The 13,157-nt window shown below is 32.3% G+C and carries 17 protein-coding genes; 1 reads left to right on the plus strand and 16 read right to left on the minus strand.

Going from position 1 to position 13,157, the window contains the following annotated elements; translation table 11 throughout:
- A partial coding sequence (locus ACI5KZ_RS14545; RefSeq protein ID WP_406847941.1) for a transposase occupies positions 1 to 333 on the minus strand: 333 nt, incomplete at its 3' end.
- Between the two features lie 190 nt (positions 334 to 523).
- The gene (locus ACI5KZ_RS14550) at positions 524 to 1,165 is read right to left on the minus strand and encodes a hypothetical protein (protein WP_406848055.1); all 642 of its coding nucleotides are present in this window, start codon (positions 1,163 to 1,165) and stop codon (positions 524 to 526) included.
- Between the two features lie 371 nt (positions 1,166 to 1,536).
- On the opposite strand from ACI5KZ_RS14550, the gene ACI5KZ_RS14555 reads away from it, so the two are divergent.
- Entirely contained in the window at positions 1,537 to 1,716 is a 180-nt protein-coding gene (locus ACI5KZ_RS14555; protein ID WP_406848056.1) for a hypothetical protein, read from the plus strand.
- Between the two features lie 138 nt (positions 1,717 to 1,854).
- On the opposite strand, the gene ACI5KZ_RS14560 is transcribed toward ACI5KZ_RS14555, so the two are convergent.
- The 14 genes from ACI5KZ_RS14560 to ACI5KZ_RS14625 form a co-directional block, all read right to left on the minus strand.
- Positions 1,855 to 2,574, minus strand: coding sequence for a hypothetical protein (locus ACI5KZ_RS14560; RefSeq protein WP_406848057.1), 720 nt, complete (start codon positions 2,572 to 2,574; stop codon positions 1,855 to 1,857).
- A gap of 238 nt (positions 2,575 to 2,812) precedes the next feature.
- A complete protein-coding gene (locus tag ACI5KZ_RS14565; protein WP_406848058.1) occupies positions 2,813 to 3,850 on the minus strand; it encodes a WG repeat-containing protein in 1,038 nt (345 codons plus the stop codon).
- A 148-nt stretch (positions 3,851 to 3,998) separates the two neighbouring features.
- The gene (locus ACI5KZ_RS14570; protein WP_406848059.1) at positions 3,999 to 4,412 is read right to left on the minus strand and encodes a hypothetical protein; all 414 of its coding nucleotides are present in this window, start codon (positions 4,410 to 4,412) and stop codon (positions 3,999 to 4,001) included.
- 52 nt (positions 4,413 to 4,464) lie between these two features.
- Positions 4,465 to 5,316 carry an IS3 family transposase gene (locus ACI5KZ_RS14575; RefSeq protein WP_406848068.1) on the minus strand — a complete coding sequence of 284 codons (852 nt, stop codon included), beginning with the start codon at positions 5,314 to 5,316 and terminating at the stop codon, positions 4,465 to 4,467.
- Positions 5,316 to 5,687, minus strand: a complete 372-nt coding sequence (locus ACI5KZ_RS14580; RefSeq protein ID WP_027127221.1) for a transposase — start codon at positions 5,685 to 5,687, stop codon at positions 5,316 to 5,318. The genes ACI5KZ_RS14575 and ACI5KZ_RS14580 overlap by 1 nt, the downstream gene beginning before the upstream one ends.
- 184 nt (positions 5,688 to 5,871) lie before the next feature.
- Entirely contained in the window at positions 5,872 to 6,210 is a 339-nt protein-coding gene (locus tag ACI5KZ_RS14585; RefSeq protein WP_406848060.1) for a hypothetical protein, read from the minus strand.
- Positions 6,211 to 6,350: 140 nt separating this feature from the next.
- Positions 6,351 to 6,653 carry a hypothetical protein gene (locus ACI5KZ_RS14590; protein WP_406848061.1) on the minus strand — a complete coding sequence of 101 codons (303 nt, stop codon included), beginning with the start codon at positions 6,651 to 6,653 and terminating at the stop codon, positions 6,351 to 6,353.
- A 156-nt stretch (positions 6,654 to 6,809) separates the two neighbouring features.
- Positions 6,810 to 7,430, minus strand: coding sequence for a hypothetical protein (locus ACI5KZ_RS14595; RefSeq protein WP_109310351.1), 621 nt, complete (start codon positions 7,428 to 7,430; stop codon positions 6,810 to 6,812).
- Between the two features lie 180 nt (positions 7,431 to 7,610).
- The gene (locus tag ACI5KZ_RS14600; RefSeq protein WP_406848062.1) at positions 7,611 to 8,447 is read right to left on the minus strand and encodes a UPF0489 family protein; all 837 of its coding nucleotides are present in this window, start codon (positions 8,445 to 8,447) and stop codon (positions 7,611 to 7,613) included.
- A gap of 160 nt (positions 8,448 to 8,607) precedes the next feature.
- Complete coding sequence (locus ACI5KZ_RS14605; RefSeq protein WP_406848063.1) at positions 8,608 to 9,168, minus strand: hypothetical protein; 561 nt, start codon at positions 9,166 to 9,168, stop codon at positions 8,608 to 8,610.
- A gap of 401 nt (positions 9,169 to 9,569) precedes the next feature.
- Positions 9,570 to 9,947: a hypothetical protein gene (locus tag ACI5KZ_RS14610; protein ID WP_406848064.1), complete on the minus strand. Its 378-nt coding sequence runs from the start codon at positions 9,945 to 9,947 to the stop codon at positions 9,570 to 9,572.
- 391 nt (positions 9,948 to 10,338) lie between these two features.
- Entirely contained in the window at positions 10,339 to 12,093 is a 1,755-nt protein-coding gene (locus ACI5KZ_RS14615; RefSeq protein ID WP_406848065.1) for an arylsulfatase, read from the minus strand.
- A gap of 180 nt (positions 12,094 to 12,273) precedes the next feature.
- Positions 12,274 to 12,558, minus strand: a complete 285-nt coding sequence (locus ACI5KZ_RS14620; RefSeq protein WP_406848066.1) for a hypothetical protein — start codon at positions 12,556 to 12,558, stop codon at positions 12,274 to 12,276.
- Positions 12,559 to 13,014: a DUF2750 domain-containing protein gene (locus tag ACI5KZ_RS14625; RefSeq protein ID WP_406848067.1), complete on the minus strand. Its 456-nt coding sequence runs from the start codon at positions 13,012 to 13,014 to the stop codon at positions 12,559 to 12,561.
- Positions 13,015 to 13,157: the final 143 nt, after the last annotated feature.

Here is a 13,157-nt window from a genome sequence, read left to right on the forward strand (position 1 = left end):
AGATTTGTAGCCTAGATCTTCAGCTGCCACTTCCAGATAAGAATCCAATACCATGGCATCCAGATCCTTTTTAAGTAGTAGTTTTTTAAGCTGTTCTATTTCCTTTTGCAAGGCTTTAATTCGTGATATTTCGTCTTTTGTTTCCACTTTTACTCTGGTGTTCATTAAGTCTTTACGATTGTACTTTTTTATCCACTCATTGACTGTTGTAGGTGCAATAGAGTAGAGTTTACAAAGTTCACTCTTTGTGTGTTTTCCGGTTGTAAGTTCGGCTAAAATTTTCAGTTTAAAGGGTTCTGAATACCGTCTAATTACTTTGTCATTTCTATACATAATGTTTAAAATTATGTAGCCTTATTTTAGGACGGGTCAGTATTGTTGGCAACGTGTTTGTGTATGGTTAGTTGCGTGTTTCAGCAACTAATTTAGCAAACATTCACGAGCCAGAGAAAATTCCGAAGGAATTTTCCGAGTAGACCAGAACCAAGCAATTAATTATACACGTTGTTGTATGGCGTTTTTATTATTCAGTTTTGGTTGTGTTGTCAAATTTCAATTTAATTGTCTCTGTGATTTTTAATATTATTTTAGAACTCAGTTTAGTCAATTTATTATTAGTTCTGCTTATTTTAATAGCCAATTCGTCTAGGTTTTTAACAGGCGTATCCTTTGTGAAATCAATTAAATCTTTTGCTTTTTTTGTTTTATGAGCTGCCGAGTTATTACGGATTATTCGTAATTGTGAATTGTTTTCTCTTTTTATCAAAGAAAATTCTTTCCCAATTTCTTTCAATTCATCTATAAATTCAGACATATCATTAGATTCAAGTTCTTTCCTTAAACTTTTGCCTATTAGAGGATTAATGTCGTCGAGAAATTCAATTATTGTCATACATAATAATCGACCGAAAAAATTTCTTTGTGTTTGACTATTTGAGGTTTGGTAATTGTCAGTTAGAATAGATATATCATTATATACTATAGAAGAATATAGACAAATGTTATAAAATTCGTCATAGTTATTAATACCGTTCTTTTGTAAATCATTCCATATTTTACGAGTAGTATCAATATCACTCAACCTAATTAATTCAGATTTTTCAAGAGATTCTTTTAAGTTATCTTTTTTCTTTGTCGAGAGAATTCTATTGTACCATTCTTTCATTCAGATATGATTTGGTTAATGACATACAACGTTCCCTGTGTATAGCGTAGTGAGGCGCGCCTCACGGAGAGCTATAATCGCGCCTTATTCGCTATACACCGTGTTGTTAGTAGTTTCGTGTGGAGTTCACACAGAAAACTGCAAATATACACGAACCTTTCAGGCGTGATTAACAGGGAACGTTGGAAGTAATTAATAGAAAAAGAAGCGTTTGCAAAACGCGGTTTCTATGTGCCGCAGGCAATTACTTCCAACGGACGAGTGTATGGCAAGTAAGCCACATGCAAAACTTTGAATTGAAATATTAACTTGACTGGCTTATTTGCTATACATATTGTTAGCAACTGGGCAGTTTTAAAAACGAAAATATTATGGATATAAAAGAAATTAAAAGCACTGAAGTAAGCGAGATGTATGACTTCTTGCAGGGATTAGAAGATTATGGACACATATACCACTACCCACCCGAAAAACTTAATAAACCATTTAAAAAGATGATGGAAGGGATTGAAGAAATACAACAAATGATGAAAGATAGTTTCGATATGTAGCCTTGTTGCTAACGGTTTTGTATAAGAATAGTTGCGGGTTTGTATGCGAGGATTTTCCGAAGGAAAATCAGACGTTACAAACACGCAACGACCTTTGATTAAGCACTAAACCGCAATTATTTTTATACGGTGTTAGCTTTAGTTTCTTTCAATTTGATTAGGTTCATTTAGTTTTAAATCTAACTTTATATCACAATGGTCTGATAACCATTTTATTATTTCTGTTGAAAGTTCGTTTTTCTTTTTAACATATTCATCTACAGTAAAAGTAGGAACAGTTACTCTCCATTCCTTAGTTTTTTTTACCTCAGAATTAAAGCTAAGTCTGGCAAAATCTTTATCTTTTTTTTTGACTTCTTTGTCGGTTAAAGCATATAAATGAAAGAACTCAAGTTTTTCTCTAATTTCAGTAGGAAGCCAATAACTATACCTTAAGTCTAAAATTTTCTTAGTTCCGCTTTCATAATCTTCGTAATTCATCGCAATTACCATATCTTTCATATATTTATAAGAAGGCTCTTTGCTTAATTTTTCATAGTTATCAATACCAAACCTTAGAAAATATCTGAATTTTTCGGTATGAATAGTTAAGTTTCTTCCTTTTAAAAGGTCAACTAATTCTAGTACTTTATCCGCTCTTCTTTCAATAAATCTTGATTCTAGTCCAAATTTTTGATAAAGTATTATTGCAATGTATAGAGCTATTAAAGCTATAACTGTTCCGATTGCAGTCAATGAAGCCGAAAAAATAGTTAAAAAACTATCATTTTCGGAAGCTATAAAAAAAGGAAAAAGAGTAGAAATTATTATTAAAATTCCACTAATTATAAATAATGTTTTTTTCGATATTATTTTCATTCAACGATTTATGTTGTTCGGTGGTAAATTAAAGCTAACGGTCTTGTATATGGCTCGTAGCGTGCAAATTAGCGATAATTTTTCGGTTGAGCACAAGCCAGATTTTTAAATTTTACTATTTATCTTTTTTATTGGAAATCGTCAAATTTAAAAATTTGGCGACTTTCCAAATATTCCTTAACTTCGTTTAAGCAACTAATTAGCTATGAGCTATATACGTTGTTGCCCACAGTTTTTTTTATTCATAATCATATTCATACATTTTTTCGGATTCAGAATTTAGTGGTTTAAACTCGTCTTGAATTCGGTCGAATTTTGGTTCAATTACAAATCTTCCTTTTTTGTCAATAAATCCCCATTTTCCATTTACTTTAACTCCAGCAAATCCATTTCTAAAACCACGAGCATCGTCAAATTTAAAATCAATTATTACAATTCCGTTTTCATTGATATATCCAAATTTGTTGCCTTTTTTGGTCAGAGCAAGTCCATTGTCGCTAAAGTAAGTTAAGTATTCATAAATCGGCTTAATCAAAATAGTTCCTGTTGTATCAGCTATTCCATATTTACCTTGTTTATTATACCAAAATTTGTCTTTTTGAACATAACCAAATGAAGTGTAAATTCCTTTCATAATTATATCTCCATTTCTATTTACTCTTCCAAGAGTTCCGCTGTTGGAATTTCCGATTAGGCTTAATTTTCTTTTCGTTTTTTTGTAGTCGGTTTTCAGCGTGTCAATTATTTCTCCCTTTCTATTTATTACAAACCGTTCATTTCCAATCTCAACTTTTGCTTGTTTCTTGTTAAAGTCGTAAACATAATCATAGATTGTATCGGTTTGTAATTTCCCTTCTTTATTTATGTAGCCCCATTTTCCGTTTTCTGAAAATTTGATTGGTGCAAGTCCATTTGAAAAATCTTCTGCATCATCATAAAATTCAGGTGAAATTAATTGTCCATTTAAATCAATAAAATTGTACTTGTCATTTAATAAAACCAAAAATCTATCATCATAAATACTACCGATAAAATCATATCTATGTTCAATAACAAGCTCTCCTTTGGTATTTATTATTCCTGCTTTCCCATTTTTGTATGAGTCTGCAAATCCATTGGTAAAGTTCCTTATTGAGTCAAATTTTGGTTCTAAATACCAATTCCCATTCTTTTCGATAAAGCCATATTTTCCATCAAATTTTACTGGTGCAACTAATTTATTATTAGCACAACCTAAAATTATAAGACTGAATATTGTTAAAATGACGGATTTCATAAATTGTGGGCAACGGTTTTGTGTATGAAAAGTGCGGGTTTGTGTCAGAGGATTTTCGGAACGAAAATCGGAAGAAAGCAAACACGCACTTTCCTTTTGGTTAAGCACTAAAATAAGCATTTTTTATACACAGTGTTACAAACAGTTTTTATTCAACTCTTTTTAACTTAATAGAATTTTCACTATCAAATTCGGTTGGTCTTACAGATTCCCATGACATTGCCAAAATCATATTATTTTCATCTTGAAATTCCGCTATACAAAGTATTTTCTGTTGTTCGTTAGTATCCAGTTTAGTAAGTATAAGGTCAATTTCAATTGGTGTTTTATCTGGATTAACTATATAAGTCATTTTTCCTTTTTTTCCTTCCATTTCAAATTCTTTACCACCAATGATTTGGCCTTGAATTTCAAAAATGGCATAACCTTCTTTGTCGAAAGTCATAAATGCAATTTTTCCTTCATCTTCTCCAACCCATTTTCCTATTATGTCAATTGATTCTAGATTTGAATTAAATGATAAAAATGGAATTGCAATCAGTAATAATATTATTTTTTTCATAATTAGTTTTCAAATGTCTTGTCCTGAAATATGGCTACAGGTTAAAATTGAATTAAGCTGATAATTTATATACCATATTAGGTGTTTTATAGTCTAAAGATAAATGTAATCTTACTTCGTTGTATAAATTAATTGCATTTTTTGCAGCTCTTTTGGCATGTGCCACGTTATCAAAGGTCTGATCGAGATAAAACTCATCTTTTAGGATGCCGTTTACACGTTCAGCCATGGCATTCTCGTAACAATGATTTTCTTCAGTCATACTAATATCTATCTTTTTTCTTTTGAGTATTTGTGTGTATACATTGCTACAATACTGTATTCCTCTGTCTGAATGATGAATAAGTTGTTTAATGCTTTTAGCTTGATAAATTGCCTTATTAAGCGCTCTCACACATCCTTTTAATTCCAAGCTATCACTAATATCATAACCAACTATTTTCCTGGAGTGCATGTCTGTTATTAAAGCCAGATAACAAAAGCCTTTTAGGGTTCTAATATAAGTTATGTCACTAACCCAAACTTGGTTAACCCTATTGATTTCTACGTCTTTTATGATGTTGTTATATTTATAAAAACGATGATAAGAGTTCGTAGTTCTAGCACTGGTTTTCTTTCTAAGTGTCAGCATTTGGTGTTTTCTAAGCACATTGAAAAGAGTGTCTCTACCGATTTTAATATTGGCTTTAGTAAAATCTACATCTAAAGATTTAATAAGTTTACGAACACCTTCTCTAGGAAGGGATTTGCGTCTTTTTCTAACGATGTTTAGAATCTGTTGTTCTAGTCTTAAACGCTTATCAGCTCTAGCTTTGTATTTATAATATGCATTACGTTTAAGCCCAAAACAATGGGTTATAGTCGTTAAAGAAGCAAATCCCTTAGATTTCTCTTTAACTCTTATTAAGGCTTTATACTTAACTTTTTTTTTAGTTCAGCAATAGATTTAAAACCAAGATCTTCTGCAGCTACTTCTAGATAAGATTCTTCTACCATAGCATCGAGATCCTTTTTAAGTAGCAGTTTCTTAAGCTGTTCAATCTCTTTTTGAAGTGCTTTAATTCTTGATATTTCGTCTTTTGTTTCCACTTTTACTCTGGTGTTCATTAAGTCTTTACGATTGTACTTTTTAATCCACACATTCACTGTTGTAGGTGCAATAGAGTAGAGCTTACAAAGTTCGCTCTTTGTGTGTTTTCCGATGGTAAGCTCGGCTAAAATTTTTAATTTAAAAGGTTCACTGTAACGTCTAATTACTTTGTCATTTCTATACATAATGTTTAAAATTATGTAGCCTTATTTCAGGACGGGTCAATATTACTGGCAACGGTTTTGTGTATGATTAGTGGCGTGTTTAAGCACCTAATTTAGCAAATAAAAACCGAATAGAAAATCCGCGAGGATTTTCGTAAGTAGGCTCGAACTAGCCATTAATTATACACGTTGTTGCCACACGTTTTTATTCGACCGTTCTTGACATCGCAATTGTCATCATAATTCCAAAATATAGAAATGGAAGTAAACCAATTAAAATCCAAATCCAATATTTTTTCCATTGTTTTCTCTTTTCTGAAATAACTATTATTGGATGCAAAAAAGACCAACCTATCATTAAAAGTACAAGTCCTTTTGATAATAAACTTCCATATTGATAAATCCATCTATAGTCAGAAAAGCGAAACCATTTTTCGATGTATTTTGCAGTAAACATTCCTAATAAACATAGAACGCAAATAACAATCGCTGATAATTTTTGACTGTATATTAGTCGATTGATATTACTCTCAACTTTAGTCATTATAATTATCAGTCAGTTTTAAAATTCCTATTCAGCCAATTCTTTGCGAAAAGTTTCTTTTTTTCAGTCAGAAGTTCTTTCAGCGATACTTTTTCAAAATATGTACAACCTGAACAAATAGAAACTAATTCATCTGATTGTTATATTTCCGAAATCAGATTCAATTCGATTTCAGTTAGATTGTATTTTCCAAGTTCAGTCAGTTTTTCAAGCGTGATAACTGACATATATTTTTCCGCTTTATTTTCAGATTCTAGTCTTTTTGAAATCCATTTATAGTTTTCACTATTCAGTTTTTGGGTGTATTTCTCCACAGTTTTTGAAGGTTGTCCAGCAAAATAACAAGCAAATCCAACCATTTCATTTTTGTCCACGTCTTCTTGAGCATTCACAACGCTTAAAATTCCAATTAAGAATACTATGGTTAATATTTTAGTTCGCATTTTTCTCAAATGTGTGGCAACGGTTTTGTATATGAAAAGTGCGTGCTTGTGTCAGAGGATTTTCGGAACGAAAATCGGATGAAAGCAAGTACGCACTTTCTTTTGGTTTAGCACTAAACTACGCATTTTTTATATACAGTGTTGTAAGCAGTTTTTTTATTGTCCATAAATAGCAAGTAATATTAAAGGAATCGCAATTAGAGTTGATATAATTGCTGGTTTAATCCAACTTCTTTTTCTATGTTTAAATTCTTTACCAATAAACTTATTCCAAAAATATTCGGTTAATATACCTGTTCCAGCAAAATTAAACATCAGCGCAAGATTAGTTTTTAAATTTAATTGGTCTATAATAAGAACAGAGGCAATAGTATATAAAATTCCGAAAATCAAAACTTGAATTCTTCCTTTCGGATTGGCAGTTTGTTTCATGTTAGACATTAGTAAAACTGCTCCAAATATGGTTGAAAGTAATAAAGTAAAAACGAGAATCACACGTTTAGAATATAATTCAGGTGCATTTAGGTCGTCCGTAATATTGCTTTTCTTTTTTTCCTCTTCTATAAACTTCTTTTGCGCTATTAGTGTCTTTTCCTTCTCAACTTTAATTTCCTTTTCAACAGTTTCTAATTTAGAAGATTTTCCGTTACGCTCTTTCAAAATATGAATTGAAGCAGAAACGGCTTGTTCATTGTAACTTCCTTTATTTTCAATAATATTTTCTAAATCCGAGTCAGTTTTATGTTGGAATTTTTCAATAAATTTATTTTCGTTCATTTTCTAATTTTAGGTCAGTTTCGGGGTTTCGTCAAATTGCTTACAACGTGTTTGTGTATGATTTCGTTGCGTGTTTCAGCACTAAAGTTAGCAAATAAATCACAGATAGAAAGTCCGCGAGGACTTTCGTAAGTACGCTCTAACTAGCAATGAATTATACACATTGTTGGCAACTGGCTTTTAATTTCCGATTTGATTGTCGAATAAAACATAGTCAACCATATTAAAAATTTTATGAGCTTCTCTAATTCCGCCACAACATCCATTTTCATAGCAAATAGTTACCATTTCAGCTTCTCTAATTAGTTGTTTCATAAATTGTTGTGAACTATAATGATAATGATAACTTGCACGACTATGTTCAGTCAGTCTTTCAATGATTATTTCTTCTGGAATTGCAATAGTCTTATCCATTATTCTTGTTGAAAAACAATCAAGGTCAATATCAAATACGAAGTTTCTTCTGTCTTTTTTAAAATCAAATTTTCCATCTTTTAATTCCCAACCAAAATCATCCCATAAAACTTGATATTCCGTTTTTATTGGGGCGTTTAAATAACCTCTATGTCCAAGTGCAGACCAAACATCTCCTAAATTGTAAAGATATTTAGTACCGAAATTTTGAGTTTTATATTCTTCTCTAAATCCAACTCCTGATTCGTCCGAGTTAAAAAGGAAAACATTATTTATTAAACCTAATTCCATTCCTACTTTTACCCAATCATCATCTAATGAATTCAAATCGAATTCTACAATTTGATTTAGCTCTTGAGCATTAGGATTCTTTAAAAACTCAATTATTTTTTCAACTGTTGTTTCTCTTGGATGGCAGTAATCATCGTGATTATCGAACATTATTAAGTCAACAGATTCTTTTAATTCTCTTTTTTCAATTAGAAAATAAAGTACGTTAATTATAGTTCTATGGTCTTCGTAAATAAGGACTTCATTTTCAGAAGTAAATTTGTGATTTATGTTACTTCTTTGGGCTATTTCGTAAAGTTGTTCTTTGCTCAATGTCGTTCGTTTTAGCTTGTTGCCAACGGTTTTGTATATGGAAAGTGCGTGCTTGTGTCAGAGGATTTTCCGAAGGAAAATCGGATGAAAGCAAGTACGCACTTACTTTTGATTAAGCACTAAACTACGCATTTTTTATATACAGTGTTGTGTGTAGTTTTTATTTTTCTTCAATTTTAAATGAATTAATAATCTTATTCATTTCGGGAATTATTTTTTCTGCATTTGTTTGGTTTGTCCAAGACATAATTTGATAATATGTAGTTTTGCTTTCAATTATAGAATACCTGTAATAAACAGGGTAATCATCAGTCACATCTATTCCTGTCATAGTAAATGTAATTTTCTTTTCTGGTTTATCCAATTCAAAAATTTCATCGAATACTCTAAAGTCTTTAAGATTAGTTTCCTCTCTGAAGTGGTCTAAAATTACGTTGTAATATCCTTTAATATCTGGAGTTACATCGTATATTTTTTGATTTACTGTTTTTGAAAATCCGTCACTAGACTCATCCATCACGATAACGTAAAAATCATCCTGTGTATTTTGATATTCGAAAGTAGTGTAAGGGTTTAATCCTGAAGTTTTAGTCATACTTGAAGGGATTAATACAGAGAATTTGTTATCGACTATTTTTCTATCCGATTCTCCGTTAATGGTATTTTTATCTTTACAGGAAGTAAATATTATTAATAAAATTAAACAATAAATTTTGGTCATATTTGTTTTAATTTAAGTTCTTTTCAAATTACACACAACGTTCCCTGTGTATAGCGTAGTGAGGCGCGCCTCACGGAGAGCTATAATCGCGCCTTATTCGCTATACACCGTGTTGTTAGTAGTTTCGTGTGGAGTTCACACAGAAAACTGCAAATATACACGAACCTTTCAGGCGTGATTAACAGGGAACGTTGGAAGTAATTAATAGAAAAAGAAGCGTTTGCAAAACGCGGTTTCTATGTGCCGCAGGCAATTACTTCCAACGGTTTTGTGTATGATTAGTTGCGTGGTTAAGCAACTAATTTAGCAAATAAATCACAGATAGAATATTCCGAAGGAATGTTCGTAAGTCGGCAGTGACCAAGCAATTAATTATACACGGTGTTGTGTGTCTGTGCTTTTTACATTTTAGTTCCAATGTAATAAACCATTTTGTCTTTTGGTATTACAAAAATTAATTCCGTTCCAGTTGGGTCAGTTCCGTGACAATATATACTCCAAGGATAAACATAAACGCTTTCAGGGTTCAGTTCGTCCATTTTCGGAAACCAAGGAATTTGATATTGCCAACCATTTGCTAATTCCACTGCATCATTTAAAACTTTTGGCAAACTATCTAATCGATGCCAACCTTTACTATTTTGCAGTTCCATTTCAGTCACATTTGAGATTTCAATTGCATAAGCGTCAAGATAATCGCCTGTGAATGAACGTCCAGATTCGTAACTGTTCAGCACTTTTTCAATTCTCTGGTCTCCAAGTCTGCACCAATTCAGCACGAATCTTACGTCAGATGTTGTCGCTTTGTTTTCGACAGTTTTATTTCCGATTGAAGTAGAGTAGGCGAGATAGCCTAAAATCAGAATTACTCCAATTAATGATATTCCTCCCCAAATCGCGAGTGCATTTTTTCCTATTCTATATATTCTATTTTTCAATCAGTTAAATTTTCAACGGTTTGTTTGGGCATTGCACACAACGTCTCGGCTATGGTTAGTACGGGAATTCAGAGAACTGAATTTTCGGGCTTGCACTTAGCCAAATTTTTAATTTTTTCTTTATAATTAAGCACGCAAAAATTATAAATTTTGCGTGCTTAATTCAGGGTACTTTACTTTGTGGTAAGCACCAAAACCCGTATTAATTATAGCCATTGTTGGCATTTCGTTATTATTCACTTGCTCCTTGAAATGGATTCCAATCTGCATCTACCTCCATAATGTTATTCTTGATCGTATAAGATTCGTATAGAGCAATCATCTCTTTTAGTTTCTCTGGATTTTCTTTTTCCAATGGATGTGTTTCAGATGGATCAGAAACTACATTGTATAAATGCCATTTTCCATCGCTAAACATTCCAGTTCTTACTTTCATTGCTTTTAACTCTCCTTGCATCACATATCCATTACCAAACAATTCAAACGCCCACCAATCTTTTTCCGTTCTAACAACTGCTGATTTTCCGTCCAAAAATGGCTTCATACTTACTCCACTTGGAGCGACTAGAGTTCTACCCTTATATTCAGTCATTGGATGTTTAATATTAGCATATTCCAAAATTGTCATTGGTATATCTTTAACATAGGCTACTGCATTTGATTTTTCACCAGCACGTGCATATTCTGAACTAAATGCTCCGGGAGGAACAACCATCATCGGCACTCTAATTCCACCTTCTCCAATAAACCATTTCCACCATTGTAAACCACCAGTCGCTGCATTTGCCCAAGAAGTCCCAATTACATTTTCTGAATTGGCTGTTCCTATCGCTTCAAATGAAGAGTCAAATTGATTCTCAATCCATTTTGCTAATTCTGGGTTTCCTGTTTTAGGATTCGTTGGTTCTAACCCTTCTGGGCCATTATCTGTAACATACACAATTAGTGTATTGTCTAATTGTCCAGAAGATTTAAGATAATCCAAAACCTGACCAATTCTACTATCTTGGTCTTCTATCATAGCAGCATAAGTAGCCATTATTTTTGCTTGCTTTTCCTTATCTTCTTGAGATAGACTTTCCCATCTTTTTGTCAAATCGTTAAAAGGTGCTTCTGTTGCTTCGTGAGAAATTAATCCGTGTTCTTTAAGGCTTTCATACCTTGCTTTTTTTAATCCAGCATATCCTAGTTTTAAATAATTATCATAATATTTCATAATTAAATCCTCTGGGGCTTGAATAGGAAAATGTGCTGTTGTAAATGCCATATATGCAAACCAAGGTTTTTCATTTTCTGCACCTTCTTTAATAAATTCTAGCATTTGATTTGTGTAGAGTTCACCAGAATATATTCCTTCAGGTCTATCGTATGCTTCCCCATTTAAAGTCCATTCTTCAACACGTTTTTTATTTAATCCATCAGGGTCGTGAAAATCGGGAGTCATTGCTAAATTATTCCAATGATTTGAACCTCCAGAATAAATTCCAAACTCTTTAGTAAATCCAAAGCCTAGAGGTCCTTTACTACCTGGCTTATCTCCACCTAAATGCCATTTTCCAACTTTGTAAACGTCATAACCATCATCTTTAAGCAGTTCAGAAATAGTTACTGCGTCATCTGTTAGGTAAGTTTCATACCCTTTTTTCCCTCTAGTTGGAGGATATACAGAATAATCAAACGCGCCTAAACCAACTTCAATACTGTTATTTCCAGTTAAAAGCATTGACCTTGTAACAGAACAAACTGGTGATACGTGAAAGTTTGTAAAGCGAATACCTGCATCTGCAAGTTTATTCATATTTGGGGTTTTAACTTCTGAACCAAATGCACCAATGTCTCCAAATGCTGTATCATCACCTACTAACAGTAAGATATTTGGCTTTTTTTGCTCTGTTTTCTTTGCCTCTAAAGGTTTCTTTTTTTCAGTTGACTGACCACAGCCAGTTAAAAGTATTGCTACAAATGCAACGTAAAATAGTTTTCTCATAATTTTCTTTTTAGTGTAATTTATTATTATTAATTCTTGTTTTCCTTAATGAATGCCAACGGTCTAGTGTATGATTTCGTTGCGTGATTTAAGCACTAAAGTTAGCAAATAAATCACAGATAGAAAGTCCGCGAGGACTTTCGTAAGTAGGCTATAACTAGCAATGAATTATACACATTGTTACCTGCTGGCTTTTAATTTTTCAGTTATTATTTCAAATATTTTTTCTTCATTTCCTTTTCTAAAATACCACGTTGCGTCAAAAATTGTTTCTTTCAGTTCTTCCTCGTTATATTTCATTTTTGTTAACGGTAAATGTGTGAATATTAATTTACTAATGTCAAAATTCAGAAATGGTGAATTAGATGCTTGATTTCGAATTTTATAGACTAAAGCTTTAACTTCGGAAGTAGTACTGTTTTTATAGTATTCTTTATTGTCGAACTTTGTGAAACTATACTTCATTTATTCTAATATTTTTTTTACTTGTTTTTCCAAATCGGTAATTCCGTTAAACTTCCTGAAGTTTAAATCCTTTCCGACTGATTTTAATTCAGATGATAGTTCTGTAATCAATTCCAAAGGTTCGACTTCGTATCCGAACAGATTTTGGTCAAATTGTGTTCCGACTAGAAGTCCATCATTAGCTATTCCAATGCACCAATTTTCCATAAATTCAGCTAATGGAATTTCGGTCACTTTGTATTTTTTCCATTCGTCTTTCGCGCAGGATTTAGCTCGAACTTTTTCTGCCCAAAAGCATATAATTCCGATTGGATTTCCATTATTATCCTCAAATTGGGTTGAACTTGATGTTGCAAATCCATTTTTACTTTTCAGTCCATAAACTATTCCATTTTCAGAGACTGTCTTTATGAACTTCTGATGGCGATTTTTCAGTGTGATTGAATCTTGGAACATAGTTTTTTCAGCTTGCAGGTAACGGTTTCGTGTATGAAAAGTGCGTGTTTGTGTCAGAGGATTTTCGGAACGAAAATCGGAAGAAAGCAAACACGCACTTTCTATTGGTTAAGCACTAAAATAAGCATTTTTTATACACAGTG

The sequence above is a fragment of the Xanthomarina sp. GH4-25 genome (assembly GCF_045363175.1).
In the GTDB taxonomy this organism is placed as follows: domain Bacteria; phylum Bacteroidota; class Bacteroidia; order Flavobacteriales; family Flavobacteriaceae; genus Xanthomarina.

What these genes read in the sequence shown, in the direction of transcription:
- ACI5KZ_RS14620 (WP_406848066.1), bottom strand. Translation starts at nt 12,558, where the DNA reads ATGAAGTATAGTTTCACAAAGTTCGACAATAAAGAATACTATAAAAAC.
- ACI5KZ_RS14580 (WP_027127221.1), bottom strand. Translation starts at nt 5,687, where the DNA reads ATGTATAGAAATGACAAAGTAATTAGACGTTACAGTGAACCTTTTAAA.
- ACI5KZ_RS14555 (WP_406848056.1), top strand. Translation starts at nt 1,537, where the DNA reads ATGGATATAAAAGAAATTAAAAGCACTGAAGTAAGCGAGATGTATGAC.
- ACI5KZ_RS14585 (WP_406848060.1), bottom strand. Translation starts at nt 6,210, where the DNA reads ATGACTAAAGTTGAGAGTAATATCAATCGACTAATATACAGTCAAAAA.
- ACI5KZ_RS14560 (WP_406848057.1), bottom strand. Translation starts at nt 2,574, where the DNA reads ATGAAAATAATATCGAAAAAAACATTATTTATAATTAGTGGAATTTTA.
- ACI5KZ_RS14565 (WP_406848058.1), bottom strand. Translation starts at nt 3,850, where the DNA reads ATGAAATCCGTCATTTTAACAATATTCAGTCTTATAATTTTAGGTTGT.
- ACI5KZ_RS14550 (WP_406848055.1), bottom strand. Translation starts at nt 1,165, where the DNA reads ATGAAAGAATGGTACAATAGAATTCTCTCGACAAAGAAAAAAGATAAC.
- ACI5KZ_RS14590 (WP_406848061.1), bottom strand. Translation starts at nt 6,653, where the DNA reads ATGCGAACTAAAATATTAACCATAGTATTCTTAATTGGAATTTTAAGC.
- ACI5KZ_RS14570 (WP_406848059.1), bottom strand. Translation starts at nt 4,412, where the DNA reads ATGAAAAAAATAATATTATTACTGATTGCAATTCCATTTTTATCATTT.
- ACI5KZ_RS14615 (WP_406848065.1), bottom strand. Translation starts at nt 12,093, where the DNA reads ATGAGAAAACTATTTTACGTTGCATTTGTAGCAATACTTTTAACTGGC.
- ACI5KZ_RS14595 (WP_109310351.1), bottom strand. Translation starts at nt 7,430, where the DNA reads ATGAACGAAAATAAATTTATTGAAAAATTCCAACATAAAACTGACTCG.
- ACI5KZ_RS14605 (WP_406848063.1), bottom strand. Translation starts at nt 9,168, where the DNA reads ATGACCAAAATTTATTGTTTAATTTTATTAATAATATTTACTTCCTGT.
- ACI5KZ_RS14625 (WP_406848067.1), bottom strand. Translation starts at nt 13,014, where the DNA reads ATGTTCCAAGATTCAATCACACTGAAAAATCGCCATCAGAAGTTCATA.